The organism is Pseudomonas syringae CC1557, from assembly GCF_000452705.1.
Classification (GTDB): domain Bacteria; phylum Pseudomonadota; class Gammaproteobacteria; order Pseudomonadales; family Pseudomonadaceae; genus Aquipseudomonas; species Aquipseudomonas syringae_F.
In genome coordinates this window covers 2,430,041-2,451,805 of the sequence record NZ_CP007014.1, presented here as the reverse complement: position 1 = coordinate 2,451,805, position 21,765 = coordinate 2,430,041, and the positions used below count along the sequence as shown (strand labels likewise).

At 55.7% G+C, this 21,765-nt stretch carries 22 protein-coding genes; 16 read left to right on the top strand and 6 right to left on the bottom strand.

All coding sequences use genetic code 11. The annotated features are described in order from the left end of the window. Positions 1-3: 3 nt before the first annotated feature. Positions 4-1,212 carry an acetyl-CoA C-acyltransferase gene (locus tag N018_RS11180; protein ID WP_025389596.1) on the bottom strand — a complete coding sequence of 403 codons (1,209 nt, stop codon included), beginning with the start codon at positions 1,210-1,212 and terminating at the stop codon, positions 4-6. Between the two features lie 174 nt (positions 1,213-1,386). On the opposite strand from N018_RS11180, the gene N018_RS11175 reads away from it, so the two are divergent. Both N018_RS11175 and N018_RS11170 read left to right on the top strand, forming a co-directional pair. Continuing rightward, the gene (locus N018_RS11175) at positions 1,387-1,866 is read left to right on the top strand and encodes an LEA type 2 family protein (RefSeq protein ID WP_025389595.1); all 480 of its coding nucleotides are present in this window, start codon (positions 1,387-1,389) and stop codon (positions 1,864-1,866) included. 157 nt (positions 1,867-2,023) lie between these two features. Next, positions 2,024-2,905 (top strand): glycoside hydrolase family protein, encoded by an 882-nt coding sequence (locus N018_RS11170; RefSeq protein ID WP_025389594.1) that lies wholly within the window; start codon positions 2,024-2,026, stop codon positions 2,903-2,905. Between the two features lie 29 nt (positions 2,906-2,934). Here the strand turns inward: N018_RS11170 and N018_RS11165 are convergent, their stop codons facing one another. Beyond that, positions 2,935-3,273, bottom strand: a complete 339-nt coding sequence (locus N018_RS11165) for a hypothetical protein (RefSeq protein WP_032632793.1) — start codon at positions 3,271-3,273, stop codon at positions 2,935-2,937. 599 nt (positions 3,274-3,872) lie between these two features. On the opposite strand from N018_RS11165, the gene N018_RS11160 reads away from it, so the two are divergent. Further along, positions 3,873-4,109, top strand: a complete 237-nt coding sequence (locus tag N018_RS11160; RefSeq protein WP_024645345.1) for a hypothetical protein — start codon at positions 3,873-3,875, stop codon at positions 4,107-4,109. Further along, positions 4,106-6,847, top strand: a complete 2,742-nt coding sequence (locus N018_RS11155; protein WP_025389593.1) for a beta-glucosidase — start codon at positions 4,106-4,108, stop codon at positions 6,845-6,847. The genes N018_RS11160 and N018_RS11155 overlap by 4 nt, the downstream gene beginning before the upstream one ends. A 16-nt stretch (positions 6,848-6,863) precedes the next feature. On the opposite strand, the gene N018_RS11150 is transcribed toward N018_RS11155, so the two are convergent. From N018_RS11150 to N018_RS11140, 3 genes are all read right to left on the bottom strand, one after another. Continuing rightward, positions 6,864-7,514, bottom strand: a complete 651-nt coding sequence (locus tag N018_RS11150; protein ID WP_024645347.1) for a TetR/AcrR family transcriptional regulator — start codon at positions 7,512-7,514, stop codon at positions 6,864-6,866. 22 nt (positions 7,515-7,536) lie between these two features. Then, positions 7,537-8,898: an MATE family efflux transporter gene (locus N018_RS11145; RefSeq protein ID WP_024645348.1), complete on the bottom strand. Its 1,362-nt coding sequence runs from the start codon at positions 8,896-8,898 to the stop codon at positions 7,537-7,539. Positions 8,899-9,055: 157 nt separating this feature from the next. Continuing rightward, positions 9,056-9,310, bottom strand: a complete 255-nt coding sequence (locus N018_RS11140) for a hypothetical protein (RefSeq protein ID WP_024645349.1) — start codon at positions 9,308-9,310, stop codon at positions 9,056-9,058. Positions 9,311-9,461: 151 nt separating this feature from the next. Between N018_RS11140 and N018_RS11135 the strand changes: the two genes are divergently transcribed. Then, complete coding sequence (locus tag N018_RS11135) at positions 9,462-9,779, top strand: DUF883 family protein (RefSeq protein WP_024645350.1); 318 nt, start codon at positions 9,462-9,464, stop codon at positions 9,777-9,779. 116 nt (positions 9,780-9,895) lie between these two features. Here the strand turns inward: N018_RS11135 and N018_RS11130 are convergent, their stop codons facing one another. Next, complete coding sequence (locus N018_RS11130; RefSeq protein WP_024645351.1) at positions 9,896-10,246, bottom strand: hypothetical protein; 351 nt, start codon at positions 10,244-10,246, stop codon at positions 9,896-9,898. Positions 10,247-10,514: 268 nt separating this feature from the next. Between N018_RS11130 and N018_RS11125 the strand changes: the two genes are divergently transcribed. The 11 genes from N018_RS11125 (at position 10,515) to aepX (ending at position 21,723) form a co-directional block, all read left to right on the top strand. After that, positions 10,515-11,582, top strand: a complete 1,068-nt coding sequence (locus N018_RS11125) for a M4 family metallopeptidase (protein WP_025389592.1) — start codon at positions 10,515-10,517, stop codon at positions 11,580-11,582. A 33-nt stretch (positions 11,583-11,615) separates the two neighbouring features. Further along, on the top strand, positions 11,616-11,915 hold the full coding sequence (locus tag N018_RS11120) for a protealysin inhibitor emfourin (RefSeq protein WP_024645353.1): 300 nt from the start codon (positions 11,616-11,618) through the stop codon (positions 11,913-11,915). Positions 11,916-12,165: 250 nt separating this feature from the next. After that, entirely contained in the window at positions 12,166-12,795 is a 630-nt protein-coding gene (locus N018_RS11115; RefSeq protein ID WP_024645354.1) for a paraquat-inducible protein A, read from the top strand. After that, positions 12,792-13,406: a paraquat-inducible protein A gene (locus tag N018_RS11110; protein WP_024645355.1), complete on the top strand. Its 615-nt coding sequence runs from the start codon at positions 12,792-12,794 to the stop codon at positions 13,404-13,406. Before N018_RS11115 ends, N018_RS11110 begins: the two co-directional genes overlap by 4 nt. Next, positions 13,399-15,078, top strand: a complete 1,680-nt coding sequence (locus N018_RS11105; RefSeq protein ID WP_025389591.1) for an intermembrane transport protein PqiB — start codon at positions 13,399-13,401, stop codon at positions 15,076-15,078. The genes N018_RS11110 and N018_RS11105 overlap by 8 nt, the downstream gene beginning before the upstream one ends. After that, a complete protein-coding gene (locus tag N018_RS11100) occupies positions 15,075-15,698 on the top strand; it encodes a PqiC family protein (protein ID WP_025389590.1) in 624 nt (207 codons plus the stop codon). The genes N018_RS11105 and N018_RS11100 overlap by 4 nt, the downstream gene beginning before the upstream one ends. Before the next feature lie 935 nt (positions 15,699-16,633). Further along, positions 16,634-17,785 carry an iron-containing alcohol dehydrogenase family protein gene (locus tag N018_RS11095; protein ID WP_025389589.1) on the top strand — a complete coding sequence of 384 codons (1,152 nt, stop codon included), beginning with the start codon at positions 16,634-16,636 and terminating at the stop codon, positions 17,783-17,785. A 2-nt stretch (positions 17,786-17,787) separates the two neighbouring features. Then, complete coding sequence (locus N018_RS11090) at positions 17,788-18,795, top strand: zinc-dependent alcohol dehydrogenase (RefSeq protein WP_025389588.1); 1,008 nt, start codon at positions 17,788-17,790, stop codon at positions 18,793-18,795. Further along, entirely contained in the window at positions 18,792-19,859 is a 1,068-nt protein-coding gene (gene argC / locus N018_RS11085; RefSeq protein WP_025389587.1) for an N-acetyl-gamma-glutamyl-phosphate reductase, read from the top strand. The genes N018_RS11090 and argC overlap by 4 nt, the downstream gene beginning before the upstream one ends. Continuing rightward, positions 19,849-20,826, top strand: coding sequence for an NAD(P)-dependent oxidoreductase (locus N018_RS11080; protein ID WP_024645361.1), 978 nt, complete (start codon positions 19,849-19,851; stop codon positions 20,824-20,826). Before argC ends, N018_RS11080 begins: the two co-directional genes overlap by 11 nt. Before the next feature lie 36 nt (positions 20,827-20,862). Continuing rightward, a complete protein-coding gene (gene aepX / locus N018_RS11075) occupies positions 20,863-21,723 on the top strand; it encodes a phosphoenolpyruvate mutase (protein WP_038401180.1) in 861 nt (286 codons plus the stop codon). Positions 21,724-21,765 lie beyond the last annotated feature (42 nt).

The window sequence follows — 21,765 nt, the reverse complement described above, 5'->3', positions numbered from 1 at the left end:
AGACTAATATACTATTTCAACCGCTATTGCTGTCGCTTCACCGCCTCCGATACAAATGGCCGCTACACCACGCTTGAGCTGCCTGCTGCGCAAAGCCGCGAGCAACGTGACAATGATGCGCGCGCCCGACGCCCCGATCGGATGACCTAACGCGCAGGCCCCACCATTGACGTTGACCTTCTCATGCGAAATGCCCAGCGTGCTCATCGTCACCAGCGCAACCACCGCGAAGGCTTCATTGATTTCAAACAGATCAACGTCATTCAGACTCCAGCCTGTCTTGCTCAAAAGGCGCTGAATGGCGCCTATCGGGGCGGTGGGAAACAGGCCGGGTGCATCAGCAAAAGCAGCATGTGCGTGGATCACGGCCAACGGTTGCAGACCCCGCTGTTGCGCTTCTGACTGACGCATCAGCACCAGCGCCGCAGCACCGTCCGAGATCGAACTGGCGTTGGCCGCAGTGACCGTTCCGCCCTCGCGAAACGCAGGTTTGAGCGCTGGAATCTTGTCCAGGTGCGCCTTGGGTGTTTGCTCATCCTGAGTGATCAGCCTGGATTCCTTGCCGACTCTGGCCTGCACAGGAACGATCTCGGCGTCGAACAGCCCATCGGCGATGGCCTGCTGAGCGCGAGTCAAAGAGGTGATGGCAAAGGCGTCCTGCGCCTCGCGAGTGAAGCCGTGCTGCTGCGCGCAATCTTCAGCGTAAGTGCCCATCAGCCGACCGGGTTCGTAGGCATCTTCAAGACCGTCGAGAAACATATGATCGAGGATTTTTCCGTGGCCCATGCGATAACCGGCTCGGGCCCGATCCAGCAGATAAGGTGCGTTGGACATGCTTTCCATGCCGCCAGCCACCACCACCTTCGCGCTGCCTGCCAGCAACAGGTCATGCGCCATGATCGTGGTCTGCATGCCGGAGCCGCACATTTTATTGACCGTGCTGCACACCGTCGCAGTGCTCAGACCTGCGCCGAGCGCAGCCTGCCGGGCCGGAGCCTGACCCAGCCCGGCTGGCAGCACGCAGCCAAACAGCACTTCGTCGACATGGGCGGGATCTATCCCGGCGCGCTCGACGCTGGCGCGGATCGCGGCCGAGCCCAGGCAAGTAGCACTAAGGCTTTGCAGATCGCCCTGAAAACCGCCCATGGGCGTGCGTGCGGCGCTGACAATGACCACGGGGTCGTGATGCGGGGTTGTCCCTTCTATGGACATGGCTATCTCCAGTCTTGTTTTTATGGGGTCGCTGAAATGATCAACCCGTCGCTTCAACCACGCAACGAGTAAAGCAGGCAGATTAGCGGGTATCTGCAGATTACGCCCGGGCGGACGAATCTCTCACCCAAGCCGAGGTCTGACGGTTACTGAACCTTGTCCTGGAGCCCGCCAATGTCGCTACACCCGATCCGCGCCCTGCTCTCGGGCCTGCTGGTTCTGACTCTGAGCGCTTGTGCGCTGATGCCGCAGCGCGACCCGCTGAGCATCAATGTCGTCGGTATCGAGCCCATTCCCGGGCAAGGACTGGAACTGCGCATGGCGATCACCTTACGCGTGCAGAATCCCAACGATGCCGAGATCAACTACACCGGCGTGGCGCTGGACCTGGACGTGAACGGCAGGCTGCTGGCCTCGGGCGTCAGTAATCAGAAAGGTACGGTAGGACGCTTCTCCGAGGCCGTACTGGTGGTCCCGGTCAGCGTGTCGGCCTTTGCCGCATTGCGCCAGGCACTGGGCCTTACCCAGAGCCAGCGTCTGGACAATTTGCCGTACACCTTGCGTGGCAAGCTGGCGGGCGGCCTGTTCGGCACCCTGCGTTTCAGCGACAGCGGCACACTGGACCTGCGCCAGGCTGAGGGCGACCCCTGGTAACGCCTGATCGCGGGCTAGCAGAAATATTCAGCTTCACATCGCTGGAATGAGTACGAGACAAGCGCACGGGTGAATCTGTCAGAAAGTGGTGGCATGTTTGCTGCTTTACAAAAGACACCTGTGCCCCCGAATCCTCACGCTCAAGGAAGACCTGCCAATGATGCTGCGAAAGCTGCCAGTACAACTCCGTACCCTTTCAACTCTCACCCTGGTCGCGGCGCTGCTCGGTTTATCGACAGCCCCCGCATGGGCCGCCGATAAAAGCGCCAAACGCGGCATTGCCTATGACATCACCTCGCCTGCCGATCTGGCTGCGTTATCGTCTGGCGTGAGCTGGTGGTACAACTGGAGCCCGAAACCGCATGACCGCCTGGCGTCCTACGATTACGCCTCGATGTATGGCGTCGACTTCATCCCGATGGTCTGGAACGACAACGTCGATGACGGCCAGTTGAAGCTCTATCTGCAAGCTCACCCCGCCATTCGCTACCTGCTGGTTATCAATGAACCCAATCTGACGGACCAGGCCAACATGACCCCCGAGGCGGCCGCGCGCTTCTGGCCGCGATTGGAACAGATCGCGGCACAGACCGGCGTGAAACTGGTAGGCCCTGCCATGAACTGGGGAACCATGGCCGGTTATGGCGACCCGGTGCTATGGCTCGATGCCTTCTACGCCGCCTACCGATCGATGAACCAGAATCGCGACCCGCAGATCGATTACCTGGCCTTTCATTGGTACGACTATGGCCTGTCAGGGATGCTCGACCAGCTGGCTCGCTACGGGAAACCGGTGTGGGTCACAGAGTTCGCCAACTGGCACGGGCTCAATGATGGAGCGCAGATTGACTCTGTAGCAAAGCAGAAACAGCAAATGGCCGACATGGTTGCCACTCTTGAAAGGCGCGCGGACGTGTTCAGGTATGCCTGGTTCACTGGGCGCATGACTCAGGACCCGCACTTCTCCAGTTTGCTGAGCGATGAGGGCAAACTGACCGAGCTGGGTCAGTACTACCTGTCTCTACCGTACGGCGAGTAACGTTCGCACCTTGATAAGGCATAAGGCGATCAGCGCGAGGAGGTAACGCGCTGGTCCGCCAAAGACGCAGCGCCGATTTCGGTCAGGCCGCTGATGAGGTGCTGGGTAAAAGGAAATGACAGATCGGGCTCAAGGACTTTTGCCGAGGTCAGCAGCCCTTCCCTGACCATCGTATCGACGGTCATTACGCAGACAGGGATGGCCGGAAGGCTGGCACAGGCGCGCACCAGCTCCATGTAGATCTGCCCGAATGTCAGTTTTCGCGGCTTGCTGGAGCACAGGCGTCTGACGATCTTCAAGATTGCAAGATCAATCCGTGGGTTTTCGTGACTCACCACATCTGCCTTTAAAATAACCAACGCCCACAAGTAACCAGCGAATCGGCTCTACCCGCATTCGACAGTTAGACTCAATACCCAGTCACAATAAATGACACAACAAGCAGAACGCCGGTTTATTTAAACACGCGTACCGAATGCCGTTGATAGTTGATGCGTTAATTAAAATCACATAAATAAAATCACCCTGAACACGCGGCGAGACTGTTGATAAAACACATCACTGCGCCAACTAGACATACCGAAGGCGTGACTTCTCCTTCAGCCTGCACAGCTTACCAGATCACTAAACTGAACAGCAGTTAGGTTTACAGAAAGCAATTAATAACTTAAAAATTACTTAATTAGACAATTTATCTCTAATTTTTACTATTTTATTGACGATATTTTGTCAAAAGGACGACATATTTCTTTAAATTTCAGAGGAGACACAGCAGAAAACCGCTTAAAAACAAGATGCTAGCCAAGTGATATCATTTATTAAAAACACTATTGAGAATATTTTATAACCCGGCGAACTTTTTAACTGCGCGCTGGACTTAATGTTCAGCCAAGCAATGTGTCGTTGCGACAGCCGTCTGTTTTCCCCTTGTGAACCAATAATCGAGATGCGATCGATGACTAGATGCATGCTGTCTGTTTTCAGCGCAGTACTTCTGTGCGCGCAAAGTGTGTCCGCGCTGGCAGCGGATTCAACTTCTACAGCCACGACCACTGATCAACAGATCAGGGTGCAGGTGGAAGCGAAACGCGATCAGTTGTCCGGTGCCGACAAAATCAGCCCGACCGGGCAAAAAAGCTCTTCCACCCTGCTTGATGCGCCGGTAGTGACCGACGACGCCCCTGCACAGGCGCAACGACCATGATCCGACGCCCACAGCCAACTGCACTCACCCGAAGGACACCTTCCTTGTCAGTCTTCAAGCACACACTGGGTTTGAGCCTGCTGACGTTCAGCGTCATGCAGGCCAATATGGCCCTCGCCGCAGTGACTCCGGCCACCGGCGACGCTGTCGAAGCGCGCGTCAGTTCGATCCTCGACAACATGACCCAGTCGGAAAAGATCAACTTCACCCGCGTGAATGACGGTCACATGATCCCGTCGCTGCTCAAATGGGGCATCAAAGGCACCGTGGCGTATGACTCGTCCATGGGCGTTCACGTCAACAACGCCACCTTCGGCGCGCAGTACCCTTCACAGTCCGCACTGGCCGCGACCTGGAGCATCAACCGGGCGAAGGAATTCGGCCTGGCCATCGCCTACGAAACGCGGATTTCCGGCGGTCAGCAAATGCTCTCGCCTGGCGCCAACCTGTACCGTACCCCCTTCAACGGGCGCTCGGCCGAGTACGTGAGCGGCGAAGACCCGTTCCTCGGTGCGGTACTGGCACCCGCTATCGTCAACGGCATTCAGGTGCAGGGGATCCAGGCCAGCGGCAAGCATTACCTGGCCAATGAACAGGAAGCCAATCGTCAGGCGATCAACGTCAATGTCGACGAACGCACCCTGCGCGAACTGTACCTGCCGGGCTTCGAGTCTATGGTCAAGAACGCCAACGTGGCGTCGATCATGTGCGGTTTCAACAAGGTCAACGGCGACTACGCGTGCGAAAACCATCACCTGATCACTGAAGTGCTCAAAGGCGAATGGGGCTATCAGGGCACGGTTATCAGTGACTTCAATGCCATCCACGATGCGTTCAAAGGCGCATGGGCCGGTACGGATATCGATATGCCGTCCGGCTTGCAGTTTACCGAAGCCAACCTGCTGCCTTACCTGTGGAGCGGCCAGCTCACCCAGAACGTGATTGATGACAAGGTCAAACGCAACCTGCGTGCCATTGTCAGCTATGACTTCCAGGACAACCTGAACACCGCCAAAGCGCTGGAGCACCCGGAATACGGCATGCGCGCAGCGCTGAACACCGCGCGCGAGTCCATCGTGCTGCTGCGCAATGAAAACACCGCTGCGGGCAAACCCCTGTTGCCATTGGCCCGCTCGGCCAAGATCGCCGTCATCGGCGACTGGGCACGTCAGGCTCCGGGATCGCCGTTCGGTACGGCCAACTCGCCGCCCAACAGCTACGTGACCGAGCTGAGCGGCCTGCAACAACTGGCGTCCAGCAGCACAGATGTCACCTATCTCCCGGAAATGAGCCTGAATCCGGCCAGTTCCACCTGGTATCAGCCTGCAACCGGTGAAAACGGCATCACCAATTCGGGCGTCAAGGCCGAGTACTTCTCCAACACCAACCTGTCCGGCGATCCTGTGCTGACGCGGGTAGAGCCAGGCGTGAATCTGAACTGGACCACCGGCACCAACGTCACCGACGCTGGCAGCACCGCCGTCTCCGGCTTCAGCCCTTCGCCAGGCGCGTTCTCGGCGCGGTTTACCTCGACCATCAAGCCGACCGTCTCCGGTGCTCAGGTGTTCAAGGTTCGTGCAGACGGCCCTTACAAACTGTGGGTCAACGACGAGCTGGTGCTGCAAAGCGATGGCGTGCCGTACTCCGCTGACGTCGTGAACGCGATGGTCACTTCCGGGAAGACCGCTGCGCTGACCGCCGGCAAGCAGTACACCGTGAAACTGGAATACAAGCGTGTGCAGGGCAATTTCATCCCGGCGCTGGGCGGTTTGACTGGCGTACAGATGAGCTGGGCAGCATTGCGTCCGCCCAAGGATCTGTCGAAGTACGATGCAGTCGTGGTGGCTGTCGGCAGCAACTATGAAAACGAAGGCGAAGGTTCGGACCACGGTTTCGATCTGCCTGACCAACAGGCCGAGCTGATCAGCTTCGTGACCCGAGCCAACCCCAACACGGTTGTGGTCATGCACGGTGGCGGCGTTGCCAACATGCAGCCATGGGCCAACAAAGTGGGCGCTACTCTGCAAGCCTGGTTCCCGGGTCAGCAAGGCGGCCAGGCACTGGCCGAGATTCTGTACGGCAAGGTCAACCCGTCGGGCAAGCTGCCGATCACCATCGACAAGGACATCGAAGACAACCCGAGCTACGCCTCGTATCCGGACCCGGCTGCCTATCGTGGCGGCAATGCGCTGACCGAAATGACCTACAGCGAAGGCCTGTACATGGGCTATCGCGGTTATGACAAGAAGCACGCCAAACCGCTGTACCCGTTCGGCTACGGCCTGTCCTACACCACGTTCGGCTACAGCGATCTCAAGCTGTCGACCAACGTCCTGACCCCAGGCTCGACGATTGACGTCAAGTTCACCGTGACCAACACCGGCGACAAGGCAGGTTTCGAGGTGGCGCAGCTCTACGTGCAGCCAGTGAAACCGGCGGTAGACCGTCCAGAGAAGGAGTTGAAAGGCTTTACCAAGGTGTACTTGCAGCCTGGCGAGAGCAAGACGGTCAGCATCCCTGTCGACTCACGCTCACTGGCTTACTACGTCGACAAGACCGATAGCTGGGATGTCGATGCCGGCAAGTTCAAGATCCTGGTGGGCGCAGACTCGGAAAACCTGACGCTTAACCGCACGCTGATCACCCTGTATCCGGAAAAACTGACCACGCGCGACAGCAACCCGCTGCCGTTGCCACTGCGCAAGGCAGTGCAGGTCAGCGCCTCACAAGCTTACTGATACACCCCATCAAGGCTCAGGGATGAGCCTTGATATCCCTTCCCAGACGTTGCACGTAGATCTCGAAAACGGCCATGACGTCTACATCTTCCGGGCTTCTCAGCCACTGAATCTGCAAGCCGTCCATGACCGAGAAAATCTCCTGGGCCAGGGCTTTCACGTCGATGTCCGCGCGAACTTCCCCTGCATCTATCAATGCGTTCAAATGGCTACGCGCATGCTGATGGGTCAGGTGAAATCGTTCGTTATGCCATGACCAGGCCGGATGCGAAGGCGACAGGCTTTCCGTGTTCATCAGCAACGCCGCCTGGCACTCCGCAGCCTCCTCGATACTGAAGCTCATGCTCATTTTCAGGAATTTCTGAAAACCCTCGAGCGTCAGTTCAGTGGTCAGGTCCTGAAACCTCGACGTGACGCGCTGATCCCTGCGCTCCAGCAGTGCATTGAGCAAGGCTTCCTTATTGGGAAAGTGGTGCAGCAGCCCTACTGTGGTGATGCCGGCAAGCACTGCCACCTCACGCATCGAAGCGCTGGAATAGCCGTCTCTGGCAAAAATGACCGTCGCTGCATCCAGCAAGGCTTGTTTGCGCATGTCCCCCTTGGGCGCCCGGCGACGCTTGGGTGGTGTTGCTTCTTCGATGTCATTCCCTGATTCGTCGACTGCCATAAAAACCTGATAACGCCTTGATTCAATGTGCCCCGGCGCACTTGGCCCGGGCTCTGCTTGTGAAAAAGCGCTTCGCCGTCAGCGAAGCAGTGGTAATCGATATCAGTGCAATCACGGCGTTACCGGCGAGCATGCCGGGAAATGCCCCGCTGCTGCCAAACCAGTGAGCGCCTGCATAGACGAAGGGCACTGTACCTGCTGTTGCCCTGAGCCAGGCGAAAACCGGGACCCACCATGATCTGTTCATGGTCATGAACACGGCGATGGCGACAAAATCCAGACCGATAATCACCCACAGCCCACCGCCAAAATGGCAAAAGGCGAGGAACAACGCGCGGGCATCGCCTTCAAGTTGATAGAGATCGGCGATCATCCCGCCGCACAGCACCAGTATCAGCCACACCGTCAGACCGTAGCCAGTCACCAGTCTGCGTGTGAAGACGATAGCTGCACTGACCCGGTCGTCGCGCTGCGCGCCTATATTTTGCCCCAACACTGGCGCCAGAGCACCGGGCAAGGCAAAAAACGCGCAGTAGGAAAATTGCAGCACCCTGTCCAGCACCGTCATGGCAGCCAGTGCCGAGGTGCCGAAGGCCGACAACGAGGCCACAAGGTAAGCCAGCCCTACCGGCGTCGCCAGGTTGGCGGCCATCGCCGGAAGCGCAATCCTGAAGGTGCGGACTGCGTGGAGGCGCAGCAGCTTGAGGTTGCGCGTCAGCACCAGCCCCACTCTCTTTCGCACCCAATACACGCCCAGCGACGCGGAAACGCAGGCGGACAGCGCGAAGGCGATGCCCGCGCCATTCAGGCCCAGGTCAAGCGCAAAGATGAAGAACGGGTCGGCAACCGCCAGTGTGGCGGCAGCTGACAGCACGACACACAGCGCCCGGCTGTTATCACCGGTGGTTCTGAGGATCTGGGCGGCCATCTGCATGACGGCCTGAATCGCCGTGAACGGCAGCGTGAGCCAGATAAAGCTGCGCGCGGCTTCGTCAGTGGCGGCTTCGGCTCCCAGCCAGTGGGTGATCGGCCCGATCAACGCGATCTGCACACCAGCAGCAAGGCCGCAGACCGCGAACACCATCAATAACAAACTGGCAGTGAGCCTCGGGATGGATCCGGCGGCATGATGGCCAATACGCTCTGACAGGACGGCTGTTGCGGCGATGATCAGGCCGGTGGCCAAAGCGCTGTTGAAGAACATCAGCACTTTGGCAATGCCGATGGCCGCCAGCAGCACAGGATCGTGGAGCATTGAGACGTAGACCAGTGTCAGGATGTCTACGAGGAACACGGCGAACAGACTTACTGCACTGGTGCTGGCAGTCACGGCGATGTGACGTGCCACGCTGCCCTGGGTAAATTTTGCGCTGGCTTCGGCCATCAAGTTTCTCAAAAGGCCTGATGCGTCCGGAACGCGGGGCTCAAGTCGTAATAATGGTGGTTTTGCGCTCCATGCTCATTGATTACATAAAGGACTGCATTGCCGCTCGCGCCAATGCCGCGTAGGCACGGGGGGCCGTCATGGTCCCCCCGCTCGACTAGCGGGTTGCCGCCATCAACCGATTCACTTCGCTGCGGACCATGTTGGCGTATTCCGGCGGGCTCATGGTGTCCAGTTCGGACCTTACCCATTCGGACCACTTGCCCTTGCGTTTGGCGCGTTCGCCCATCAGGCGCGCAGCATCAGCCTTGGCCTTGCCCAGATTGCTCTGCCAGAGGTCGAACAGACGGGATTTCTCGTCTTCAATGGCGGTACGCTCGGGGAGAGGCCGATTGGCCAGATTGAAACTCATGACAGTCACCTACGGCTAAAAACGGCTGCATCTTACACCGGGAATGGGCTTCACTTGCAGAGTCTCACGTCGGGTCGTTCACACAATTGCAACTTTTCCGGATGCGTCAGACTCCATTGCTTACTGTGCAATCACTTGAAAGGAAAATCACATGGCTCGTAAGACTTCTGCCCAAAATGCTGCCGATCAAATCAAGGATCAGGCATTCAGCGAATTGCAGGCCCTCATCGAAGAATCCGACAAACTGCTCAAAGACAGCGCGGCACTGGTCGGCGAAGATGCAGAAAGCATCCGTGCGCAACTGAGTCTCAAGCTCAAGCAGGCGCTTGACTCGATGGCCAGCGTGCGTGATCGCACCAAGCCGGTTGTAGAAGCGACCGAAACCTACATCGGTGGCCATCCTTGGCAGACCGTGGCAGTTTCTGCAGGTTTTGGTCTGGTAGTGGGCTTGCTGCTGGGCCGTCGTTGATCGACATCCGGTAACGGGACAACGTGCGGGCCGTCATGAACGGCCCGCGCTGCTGTCCGGCAGGCGCTGCCTGTAAGGCGGATTAATCTGACGCTACTGCGTTTCACCACCGCTGTTTAACGGCTGTACTGCACCACCGAAGGTTCCGCAAAACGATGGGACTTGGTGACCTTGGCCTGCAACGCCACGCGTTGTTCCTCGGCCTGGGCCTGGCTTTCATAGGGTCCGATCAGCGTCTGTTGCTTACCGTTGATGTCGACAATGAATGGCGCATAGCTGCGTTCCAGCAGCCAGGCACTGGTGTCACTCACCGCCTCTCGCGAGTTCATCTGGATATACCACTGCGGCGTGGAGGCCGGAGCAGTTGCCGTCGCGTCCTGAACCTTGTCTCTGGCAGGCGTACCAGGACTGCCTCCATCACATCCGGCCAGCGCCAGCACCGCTATCATCATTACCGTCTTGCGCACGTGAGTCTGCTCCTCGTCTGAAGTGACGCGAGTCTAGCATTCCCGCCCCCTTCCAAGAGCCACTGTGTCGAGGTGTCGCACACCGAGGGTTTTCAAGTAAAAGGCCCGCCCACACTGGGCTTCGTGCGAACCACTGAAGCGATAAGCGTTAAAGATCGTGTAAACAGATATTTCTTTGCAGATTAAACGCAACCAAGGGTGTCAAAGCTCCTGCGACCATGTTGATCGATGGCTTGCCGCCATCGGTGCATTAGTACAGGAGTTCATCATGTGCGACCGAGATCCGCTGCAATGCTTCATCCCTCCTTATATGCTGGAGCGTATGGCGCTTTCCCCGAAAACGCTGGTCAGCGCCAGAGCCATCGCCAACCTGACGAGCAGCTCGGCCTTTCTTGCTTCTCGCCTTTCCGCCAGAACCATGCCGTCCATGCACGCGATCAAGTCGCCTGAAGGCAGCAAACACCGCATGGTGTACGACGCCAAAGGCACTGACGACCTTCCCGGCACCCTGGCCCGTTCAGAGGGCCAGAAAGCGAGCGGTGACAAGGCCATAGACGAAGCTTACGACGGCTCGGGTGATGTCTATGACTTCTATGCCGAGCTTTTCGAGCGTAATTCGCTGGATGACAATGGCATGTCGCTGGTTTCGACGGTGCATGTCACTGAAGTGGATTTTGAAGGCAATCATATTCCGCTGAGCAATGCTTACTGGAACGGCAGCCAGATGGCCTATGGCGACGGTGACGATCTGGTGTTCAAGCGCTTCACCGGCAGCCTTGAAGTCATTGGCCATGAGTTGACCCACGGGGTGCAAAGTTTCACGTCGAATCTGGAGTATCGCGGTCAGTCCGGCGCCCTCAATGAACATTTCGCCGATGTGTTCGGCATGCTGGTACGTCAATGGAAGGAAGGCACCAGTGCCGCTGAGGCGGACTGGGTGGTGGGCAAGGAATTACTGGTGCCCGCGCCGACGCGCCGGGGCATTCGCGACATGGAAAACCCCGGCACGGCGTATAACGACGACCCGGACCTGGGCGATGATCCGCAGCCAGCAACCATGGCCGACCTTTATAAAGGTGCCAAGGATCGCGGCGGCGTGCACATCAACTCCGGCATCCCCAATCGGGCTTTCGTGCTGGCCGCCAAGGCGCTCGGCGGAAATGCCTGGGAAGTTGTAGGCAGAATCTGGTATGAAACGATGCTGGCGTTGAAACCGGACAGTCAGTTCGTCGATTGCGCTAAAACCAGCATAAAAATTGCCGGAGACTCGCGGTTTAGTGCAAAAGCCAAAAAAGCCGTACAGGCGGCCTGGAAAGAGGTCGGGGTCAAGGTATAAGGCTCAAGGGTCTCATCCACAAAGGTGCTTGAAATGAAGGTCTGTCTAGTGCAATCAGGCGGTTTTGCAGGCGCGGTCAAGCGCTGTGATCTTGACACCGAGACGCTTGATCAACCGGAAGCGGAGCAGTTGCAGCAACTGGTAAGCGACAGCGGCCTGGATCAGTCGAGTAGCGCCTTCAACGACGAGGCAAGGGATCTCAATCAGTACGAGATCACCATCGAGGACCAGTCCAGGGCCATTTGCCTGACCTTTGACGAGCACAACGTTCCGGCGTCAGCCCGTCAGTTGCTGGGGTATCTCAAACAGCGCGTCAAACCCGGCAAGCCCTGAGACAGACATGAGCGCTCCGATGCCCTGCAACCACCGATTGCAGGGCATCGTTTACACGCTGATTCGCCACCCTTCTGCACTCATGAAATAATGGCCTCGTGACATCTGAACGACCCCTTACCGCCGCGGTCAATGTTTTGTATCGTCACACGGTCATGGGCGGTACAAAAAAATCGCTACGCAATGCCATTAACGAGGTATCTTTTCGTGCTTCGAATTATCACCCCTTACCTCTGAATCAATGGCGTCGATGAGCACTGAGCATCCCACTGAACATTCGTCCGGCCTGATCATCTGCGAACATTGCGATTCGCTCTATGAAGCCCAGCCGTTAAAACCGGGTGAAGCGGCGTTTTGCCTGCGTTGTGACGCATTGCTCGGTCGCGGTCACCGGATGAATATCGAACAGTTGCTGGCCCTGACCATTGCTGCGGCCATGTTTTTTCTGTTCGCCAACTTCTTCCCGGTGATCAGCATCAGCATGAAAGGGCTGACCAACGAGGTAACGCTCTGGCAATCCGTCGAGGCGCTTGCCCAAGGGCGAATCACTATCATTGCGCTGGTTGCCGGCCTGTCGATCATTTTCGCGCCGCTGTTGCAGATCACGCTGCTGTTCTGGGTGCTGGTGCATGCACACAGAGGCATCATTGCCCCTGGCTTCAAAACCTGCATGCGCGCGCTGGAGCACTTGCGCCCGTGGAGCATGCTCGAAGTGTGCATGCTTGGCGTGCTGGTGGCGATTATCAAGTTATCCGGAATGCTCGACGTGCATCCCGGCGTCGGCCTTTGGGCCATGGCCATGCTAATGGTGCTGATTCTGCTGATCGCCAACAAGGACATCCGCCGCTTGTGGGATGAACTGGGAGTGCCAGCGCAATGAATGGCATCCCCTTCGCCCATGAACACAAGCTTTGCCTGTGCCACACCTGCGGGTATGCCTGCCAGGAAGACGCGCACCGTTGCCCGCGCTGTGACTCACCCGTGCATCGACGCAAGCCCGACAGCCTCAGCCGCACCTGGGCGTTCCTGATCGCAGCGCTGATTTTCTACATTCCCGCCAACCTGCTGCCGGTGATGTACACCAACCTGCTGGGCAACCGCAGCGAAAGCACCATCATGAGCGGCGTCATCGAGTTTTTCGAAAGCGGCTCGTGGGACATTGCCGTACTGATTTTCGTTGCCAGCGTGCTGGTGCCCTGTATCAAGTTTCTGGTGCTCGGCATGCTGCTCATTACATGCCAACGGCGCAGCACCTGGGCGATGCGCGAGCGGGCCCGCCTGTACCGTTTTATCGAATTGATCGGTTACTGGTCGATGCTCGATGTGCTGGTCGTTGCCCTCGTGGCGTCTCTTGTGCAGTTTCGCGAGCTCAGCACCATCGAGCCGCGCATCGGTATCCTGTTTTTTGGCTTGGTAGTGGTGATGACGATGTTCGCCGCCATGAGTTTTGATCCCCGACTTATCTGGGACGCAGAGGTTGAAGATGTCTGACAATACCCTCCCCCCGCCTGCTTCAGTGCCACGCCCTGAAGTCAAACGTCGTCGCCTGCGCGTCTCGCTGATCTGGCTGGTGCCTATCGTCGCGGCAATCATTGGCGTCTCGATGGCCTTCCATGACTGGATGAATGTCGGGCCCAGGATTACCGTCAGCTTCCTCACCGCAGAGGGGCTTGAAGCCAACAAGACGCAGGTCAAATACAAGAACGTGGTCATAGGCATGGTCTCGGAAATTACCCTGAGCGATGACCGGACCCACGTGCTGGCATCCATCGAACTGAATACCAGTGCCACGCCGTTCACCCGGATCGACAGCCAGTACTGGGTCGTGCGACCACGCATCGGTGCGCATGGCGTGTCCGGTGTCGATACCCTGCTTTCCGGCGCATTCATCGGCGCTGACGCCGGCAGTTCCGAGGAAACCAAGACCAGTTTCACCGGTCTGGAAACGCCACCACCGATCACCTTCGGCGAGAAAGGCAAGCGCTTCATCCTGCACACCGACGATCTTGGCTCGCTCGACATCGGTTCGCCGATCTACTTTCGACGCATCCAGGTCGGTCAGGTGGTGGCCTACAACCTTTCCAAGGATGGCCGCGGGGTCGATGTGCAGATCTTCATCAACGCCCCGAACGATCAGTACATCACCTCCGATACCCGCTTCTGGAACGCCAGTGGCGTAGACATCACCGTGGGCGCCTCGGGAGTGAAGGTCAATACTCAGTCGCTGACCTCGATCATCTCCGGCGGGATTGCCTTCCGCGAGCCCAACTGGAGCCCGGACTCCAAACTGGCCGACGAGAATGCCGAGTTCAAGATCTTCGACGACCAGGCCACAGCAATGGCGCCTCCGGACGGCGAACCGCGTTACATCCGCATGCGCTTCAACCAGTCGCTGCGAGGCCTGACGGTCAATGCCGCGGTGGACTTCCTCGGCGTCAATATCGGCAAGGTGGTATCAGTTGATCTGGATTACGATCCGGCGACCAAAACCTTCCCCGGCATTGTCGGTGCAGTGATCTATCCCAAACGCCTGGGCGCCGCCGAATCCAAGTTGAAGGAACTCGGTGGTTCGGGTGATGAAGAAGAACAGTCGGCCAGAGTACTGGGCGCATTCGTCGCCAATGGCCTGCGTGCTCAGGTGCGCAACGGCAACCTGTTGACCGGCCAGCTTTACATCGCCATGGAATTCGATCCGAAGGCACCGAAGGTAGCGTTCAATACCAAGGCGCGCCCGCTGGAAATCCCGACGGTGCCGGGCAGCTTCGACAAGTTGCAGGAGCAACTGCAAGCATTCGTCGAGAAGCTCAGCAACCTGCCGATCGACCAGTTGGCGAACAACCTCAATGGTACCTTGAGCGAGCTGCAGAAGACCCTCAAGCAGGTCAACGGCAGCGTATTGCCGCAGATGCGTGGCACGTTGCAACAGGCTGAAAAAACCCTGGGCACCGCCAACGACTCGTTCGCTGAAGACTCACCCGCGCGTCAGCAACTGGGCCAGGCACTGGATGAAGTGCAGCGCACCGCGCGTTCGGTTCGCGTGTTGACTGACTTCCTCAGCCGTCACCCTGAATCGCTGATCCGCGGCCGTACCGGCGATGCCGCCCCACGTTCGTTCAACGCCCCGTCGTCGTCACGTGCAATTGATCTGGAGCCAAAACAATGACCTTGCGTTTGAAACTGGTGGTGCTGGCCGCCGCATTGGGCATGGGTGCCTGCACGTCGACACAGACTCATTACTACACGTTGATCGCGCCAATGGGCACGACCAGCACTGCGGCCGTCAGACCCATGCCGTTTCAGTTCGAGATGCTGCCGGTGCTGATGCCGGTTCAGGTGGACCAGCCACCACTGGTGGTGCGCCAGGGCAACGGCAGCCTGGCGATTCTGGACACCGAGCGCTGGGGCTCGCCATTGGGCGACGAATTTCATGACGCACTGACGCCGCAGCTGGAACACCGGTTTGGCAGCCGCGACATGGCCGGCCTGCCAAAAAACGGCGAGCAGCCTGTGCTTTCAGTCCGTACCGACGTGCGACGTTTCGAGTCCATGCCGGGTAACTACGCGCTGATCGATGTCGTATGGACCCTCGGGCTTCGTGAAGCAGGTGCCACTGCCGGTAGCAAACGACAGAGCCTGACCTGCAGCAGCATCATCCGCGAGCAGGCCGGAGAAGGCATGGAAAGTCTCATCATCGCCCATCAGAAAGCCGTCTCCACACTGGCCGACAAGATCGCCGCAACAGCGCAACGCTGGACACAGCAACCGACCTCTCACTGCCTGTGAAAGAGGTCAGAAGGCTTTTGCGGAAGCCTTCTGACTTCTCTGCTTCAATCGTGCATGATCCCCTCTTGAAAGCAATGCGAGCCCTGAATAAGGTGATACAGGCCTGACTCGCCAGCGCTTTTAGCGGAGGTCTGAGGCCTGTATTGATTTTACGCCTCATCTCGGTTTCACCAGAGACGCCCAGACCTCGCCCCCCACTCCTTAAACTCTGCCCTCGGTAAAAAGCCGACTTGGCAATGCCCTACCTGAAACGCCGAAAACTATCGACAGCACAAGCAACCGCACTCTGAAATCGGTTCATTCGAGCGGTTATGCCTGTAATGCCTGAAGAAAGATGATTGCATTGCGGCATCACTTCTCAGTTATCAGCATCTTAAATAGCTCACGTAGTGGAAGGACAATTACGCGACTTCCACAATGTCCAGAAGCGGTTAGTTATTCAAAAAAAACGAATGACTACACGCTCAGCACCAACCCACAAGAACAGGCCAGTCGAGTGACAACTTATCAACACTCACCATGCCTTGATTCGGCCGCCCCCGTGAACAAAGGACGCGCTAAAGCAATGTGGTCAGACAACCCTCTGTACCTTAAACATCAAGACAGCACACCCACATCGAAAGTAGCCATTTCGTGGTTTTAACTAACTAAACTATTGCGATAAAAGCCCCTAAAAAAAATTGAAATATTTGTCATTCAAAAACAAAAGCTTACCGCCGGCTTATTACTTTTTTATGACAGAGGGGGTTGCGACAAAAACGCGCTTCGAATAGATTTTTCCCCAACCTGATTAACAAAACAAACAACCGCCACGCCTATTGCTGATGCGCTTACAACTCACTCAGTAATAGCGGCTGATTCATAGCGAACTTTAATGCGTATCGGCAGTATGGTTTTCAGCCTGATGTCATCCAGTACGGCGAAACGGAGTTTCCATGAACACTGACGTCAATTTTAGAAACGCTCACACTTTCAGTTTCGATTTACCTACAAAAATCATATTTCAGGCCAATGCGCTACGCACCGTTCCTGAACGCTTGGCCCTGGCGGGGAAAAAGAGGGCTTTGCTCATCCTGACTCAGGGAAGTCTGCAGCGCTTGTCCTCCATTGCTGAGTTGCTGAACAATACCGAGGGTGCAGAACTCGTACCTTATTTACTGGATCACTCATTCAAGGCATCAACTGAAGAGCTTCAAGAAGTCAAAACCTTTCTGAAACAGGATGACTGCGATTCCATCGTTTCCCTCGGCGGAGGCAATGTCCTCGACTTCGCAAAAGTAGCCGCCATTTGCCTGGATGAAAATGTTGACCTGAAAACCGTTGTAGGCCGTACGTTTGAAAAAGTACATCAACGGCTTTTTCATATCGCTATTCCCACCACATTCGGCACCGGTTCAGAAATCACCAAAGGCGCAATTATCAAGGACGTTGAGCGCGGTATCAAAGACGGCGTTAGAGGCAGCGCCCTATTTCCAGATGAAGCGCTGATCGACCCTGAACTTGGCAGGAGCCTGCCAGACACTGTATTGAGAGAAACATTGTTCGACAGCTTCACCCATGCCTTCGAAGCCATCCAGGCGGTCAAGCGAACACGATTGATGGACTGCATTGCCTATGAAGCGCTGACGACCATCAACAAAAGTGTTGCTCGTTATGCAGCCCAACAGTTCTCCGCCGAGTTTTATCATGACATTGCTTACGGCGCGTTATTGGGCGGGTTGTGCGTCGCGCATGTCGGTACCTGCTTGCCCCATCGTTTCGAGCAAGCGTTTGCACCGCTTTACTCGCACTCTCATGGCGCAGGGCTGGCCGCGTTCTACCCCAAGTGGGTGGCGCTTCTGGATGAACATAACGTGGCCCGCACTTTGCCGAAGTCGGTTAACAAATTCGACTCACTGAGCCAATACGTCGACAGCATTCTGTATGACCTGCGACTTGATCAGTTAGAAGACGAGTTGAAAGAAACGTCCATCAGTGCTGCCAGTATCATCACGCGCATTACTGGCAACACCCTGAATGACCCACTGGTAAACCAATTAGGCGCGGGCGTTATAACACGTCTCCTGCAACAGATCACAGGACATTAATCATGCACTACTCTCTGATTTGTACAGAAAAGGGCAAGCAGCACTATGCCCTCGAGTCCACGACACCTGCAGCCCCTGAATTCCTGCTTCTGGAAGTTAATTATGCGACCATCTGCGGTTCTGACTACATGGTGCTTCAAGGTACCCACCCCTACAAAAAGTATCCTGCCATTCTGGGCCATGAACTGGTTGGCAAAGTGGTGCAGGCCGGGGATGGCTCTCGGTTCATCTGTGGCGAGCAGGTAACAGCACTGTCGTACGGATCGTGTGGCCAATGTGATTATTGCAAACAGCAACTCACTAATCATTGCCTCGAGAAGATCACCTATAACACAGCGGGCAGCAGTGGTGCATTCAGCCGACACATGCACGTGCACGAGAGTTCGCTAGTGACAATTCCCGAAGATTCCAAACCACATGACTTTGTGCTGGCCGAACCGTTGAGCATCGTGGTGCATGCACTGCATAAAGTACGCGTCGAGGCTTCTGATAACGTTTTGATAATCGGTGCCGGTGCCATGGGACTGCTCAGCGCCATTGTGTGTAGAGAAGTTCATAACGTCTCAAACGTGACACTGCTTGAGACGCACTCCTCTCGCCAGGCGTTTGCGGAATCACTGGGTTTTCTTTCGGCACTGCAGTTCGAAGATATTCCGAAAGACAGTGTAGATATGATTATTGTCGCAGGCGGCAGCGCCCTGGACTTTGACCTCGCACTGTCCCGTTTGAACATTGGCGGCACATTATTGCTTATTTCATATTTCGATACGCTTAGCCAGTTGGACATGAATACGGTTGTCCGCAAGGAAATCAAGATAGCAGGATCCTTTCTGAGCACACTTGATGACTTGAGCGTGTCGGTGGAAATGATCAAACGATCACAGCACAACGAGTCCTTATTGAGCAAGGTGATTGTCGAACGTATTTCGTTCGGTCAGCTAAAGGATTTCATGCTGCGTACGGGCACGGTCGGGAAAACCATCGTTGAATCACCTGGAGTCCTCTCATGACACTCAAAGCTTTCGTCATCGGCGCAACCGGCTGGACAGGCGCTGAAATCATTCGCTTGCTCGACAGGCATCCTCATGTGACAGATATCTATGCGGTGTCCCGAGAGCGCGACGTTTCGCTCGAATCCCTACACCCCAACCTGACCGGTATTGATAAAAAGACGCTGCAACTGGAACAACTGAACGATGTTGAGGCCGATTGCGCTTTTATTTCCTTGCCGTCGGGCGCTGCGCATGAAGTGGCCGTTCAACTGAGCAAAACCAGGACACGCATCATTGACCTAGGTGCGGATTTTCGTTTTTCGAAGCCCGGTCAGTTCGAAACAGTCTATGGCAAACCTCATGGCGCACCGGCTCTGCAGTCACAGTTTACCTATGGTTATGTTGAAGAATATAAAGATCAGATAAGCGACAGCCGCTATGTAGCCAACCCGGGCTGCTATGTCAATGCCGCGCTCTGTGGGCTGGTCCCTTTGATCAAAGCGGGAATGATCGACACACACAGTATTTTCATCAGCGCCGTCAATGGCACATCAGGCGCTGGCAATAGCGGCATGAAAGAGCTTTTACATTACAACATGTTCGCCAACATGCTGGCGTACTCGCTAAACGGGCATCGTCATACCGCCGAAATCAAGAACATCATACAGGCGACAACCGGCGCGGACGCTAATATTTCCTTAATCACTTCACACGGAAATTTCACCCGTGGCATATTCATGGTTCAGGCAATGAAGCTGGCGCCCAACATTGATTTGGACCGCCAGAAAATACTGGATTTTCTGCAAACCTATTACCAGGACAATCCATTTGTATTTGTAGTAGGCCACCACCAGCAATCAAAAGGTATTGAAAAAAACTACGGCATTTATCCACAACTTTCAAAAGTAATAGGTTCCAATGCCTGCCACCTGTCGGTGGACATTGTTCCTGAAACCCGCGAACTCCGTATCGTCAGTGTCATTGACAACCTTGTGAAAGGCGCTGCGGGAACGGCCATTCAAAACATGAACATCATGATGGGCTTTGATCAAAAAACAGGACTGAGCAACTATGGACTCTAAACGTGATGTACTTATTGTCGACCCTATTCATATCCACTTGAAGGACTATTTGTATAGCCGTCACAACGTAACAGTCAAATCCCCTATTAGCCGAAAGGAGCTGCTTGACTGCATCGAAGACTTTGACCTTCTGGTTCTGCGAAGCGGTGCGCAGGTGGACAGCGAACTGCTGGAGCGAGGTACTCGCCTGACGACCATTGTTCGGGCAGGCACAGGCACCGATAATATTGACCTTGAGGCCGTCCAGCAGAAAGGGATCGATTTTTATAATACGCCCAGTACCAACTCCAGATCCGTGGCCGAGTTAAGCTTCGGGCTCATGCATTGCCTTTACCGCCATATTAAAAAAGCCAGTGTAGAAATAGAGGGTAATCTCTGGAACAAGAAAGCGTTTCAGGGTTTTGAATTGTCGGGCAAGACGCTGGGCCTGGTCGGTTTCGGCAGCATTGGTCAACAAATCGCAAACATTGCCCGAGGCTACGGAATGAACATCCATAGCAAGGTGCAGCATTATTCGCAAGAGCGCGCCTCCGCGTTACAACTGCACTCTATTTTCCTGCATGAAGAGCTCGACACACTTCTAGCTGCCAGCGATATCGTGGTCGTTTGCTGCCCGTACGAAGAGCGAACCAAGAACCTGCTCGCTCGGCACAACCTGCCACTGCTCAAGCCCAGCTCCATTCTGATCAATGTGGCACGCGGAGGGGTTGTCAGTGAAGAGGACCTGTACGAAGCGCTGGCGACTAAACAACTTTATGCCGCTGCCAGCGACGTATTCGTTAACGAACGTCAGCCGTCACCGCTGTTCACTCTCGATAATTTTATCGGAACACCTCACATCGGGGCGATGACTCATGAATCTCAGAAAAAAATAGCCGACCTGATCATCGACTTTCTGGAAGAGAAAAGCCTGATTCACTACCCGAAAAACGCCGACATCCCTACGTACGCAGCCGGCCATCTTTAATAACACCGTAAACCATTCTCCAACAGGACGGACATCATGAGTATCCAAGCAAAATTACTGGCCAACAAAAAAACTCAATTCATGGAAGCTCACAACGGCCTGAGCGCCAAAATTGTCGAGCAAACAGGCTTTGAGGCCATTTGGGCATCAGGTCTTTCAATGAGCGCCTCGATGGGGCTTTCTGATCGCAACGAGGCGTCCTGGTCCCAGGTATTGAATGTTTTGGAACAGATGTCGGATAACGTCGATATCCCTATTCTGGTGGACGGCGATTCCGGGTTCGGAAACTACATCAATGTGATTCGGTTCGTTAAGAAGCTCAAACAGATCGGTGTTCACGCCGTGTGTATTGAGGACAAGCTTTTCCCCAAAACCAATTCTTTTATTGGCGAAAATCAGGACTTGGCCTCGATTGAGGAGTTCAGTAACAAAATCAAGGCAGCCAAAGATACCGGCGGCGGCGAGTTCACTGTTGTTGCCCGCGTGGAAGCCCTTATCTCCGGAAAATCCATGGAGGAAGCACTTGAGCGCGCACATGCTTACCGAGATGCAGGCGCGGATGCGATACTTATCCACTCCAAGAAAAAAGACGCGCATGAGGTGTTTGAGTTTGCAACACGCTGGTCTGGAAAGTCGCCCATCTTCGCCGTGCCGACCAAGTATTACCGCACAGACTACAGTGAGTTCGTCAATCACGGTATCAACAATCTGATCTGGGCGAATCACCTCATCCGCAGTTCGATACGCAGTATGAAAGAAACGGCGCAGACCATTTATCAGGAAAAGTCCCTGATCAATATAGAAAACAATGTGTCTTCGCTTGAAGAACTGTTTTCATTAACGAACGAGCGCCACATGGAAGAACTCGAAAGTCTTTACGACAAGTCTTCCCGCTGAGCACAAAATCGAACACCCCGTTGAAGATGACCAGGCAACAGG

What these genes read in the sequence shown, in the direction of transcription:
- N018_RS11175 (WP_025389595.1), top strand. Translation starts at nt 1,387, where the DNA reads ATGTCGCTACACCCGATCCGCGCCCTGCTCTCGGGCCTGCTGGTTCTG.
- N018_RS11160 (WP_024645345.1), top strand. Translation starts at nt 3,873, where the DNA reads ATGCTGTCTGTTTTCAGCGCAGTACTTCTGTGCGCGCAAAGTGTGTCC.
- N018_RS11135 (WP_024645350.1), top strand. Translation starts at nt 9,462, where the DNA reads ATGGCTCGTAAGACTTCTGCCCAAAATGCTGCCGATCAAATCAAGGAT.
- N018_RS11180 (WP_025389596.1), bottom strand. Translation starts at nt 1,212, where the DNA reads ATGTCCATAGAAGGGACAACCCCGCATCACGACCCCGTGGTCATTGTC.
- N018_RS11100 (WP_025389590.1), top strand. Translation starts at nt 15,075, where the DNA reads ATGACCTTGCGTTTGAAACTGGTGGTGCTGGCCGCCGCATTGGGCATG.
- N018_RS11105 (WP_025389591.1), top strand. Translation starts at nt 13,399, where the DNA reads ATGTCTGACAATACCCTCCCCCCGCCTGCTTCAGTGCCACGCCCTGAA.
- N018_RS11170 (WP_025389594.1), top strand. Translation starts at nt 2,024, where the DNA reads ATGATGCTGCGAAAGCTGCCAGTACAACTCCGTACCCTTTCAACTCTC.
- N018_RS11140 (WP_024645349.1), bottom strand. Translation starts at nt 9,310, where the DNA reads ATGAGTTTCAATCTGGCCAATCGGCCTCTCCCCGAGCGTACCGCCATT.
- N018_RS11150 (WP_024645347.1), bottom strand. Translation starts at nt 7,514, where the DNA reads ATGGCAGTCGACGAATCAGGGAATGACATCGAAGAAGCAACACCACCC.
- N018_RS11090 (WP_025389588.1), top strand. Translation starts at nt 17,788, where the DNA reads ATGCACTACTCTCTGATTTGTACAGAAAAGGGCAAGCAGCACTATGCC.
- N018_RS11120 (WP_024645353.1), top strand. Translation starts at nt 11,616, where the DNA reads ATGAAGGTCTGTCTAGTGCAATCAGGCGGTTTTGCAGGCGCGGTCAAG.
- N018_RS11080 (WP_024645361.1), top strand. Translation starts at nt 19,849, where the DNA reads ATGGACTCTAAACGTGATGTACTTATTGTCGACCCTATTCATATCCAC.
- N018_RS11125 (WP_025389592.1), top strand. Translation starts at nt 10,515, where the DNA reads ATGTGCGACCGAGATCCGCTGCAATGCTTCATCCCTCCTTATATGCTG.
- N018_RS11095 (WP_025389589.1), top strand. Translation starts at nt 16,634, where the DNA reads ATGAACACTGACGTCAATTTTAGAAACGCTCACACTTTCAGTTTCGAT.
- argC (WP_025389587.1), top strand. Translation starts at nt 18,792, where the DNA reads ATGACACTCAAAGCTTTCGTCATCGGCGCAACCGGCTGGACAGGCGCT.
- N018_RS11115 (WP_024645354.1), top strand. Translation starts at nt 12,166, where the DNA reads ATGAGCACTGAGCATCCCACTGAACATTCGTCCGGCCTGATCATCTGC.
- N018_RS11145 (WP_024645348.1), bottom strand. Translation starts at nt 8,898, where the DNA reads ATGGCCGAAGCCAGCGCAAAATTTACCCAGGGCAGCGTGGCACGTCAC.
- aepX (WP_038401180.1), top strand. Translation starts at nt 20,863, where the DNA reads ATGAGTATCCAAGCAAAATTACTGGCCAACAAAAAAACTCAATTCATG.
- N018_RS11110 (WP_024645355.1), top strand. Translation starts at nt 12,792, where the DNA reads ATGAATGGCATCCCCTTCGCCCATGAACACAAGCTTTGCCTGTGCCAC.
- N018_RS11155 (WP_025389593.1), top strand. Translation starts at nt 4,106, where the DNA reads ATGATCCGACGCCCACAGCCAACTGCACTCACCCGAAGGACACCTTCC.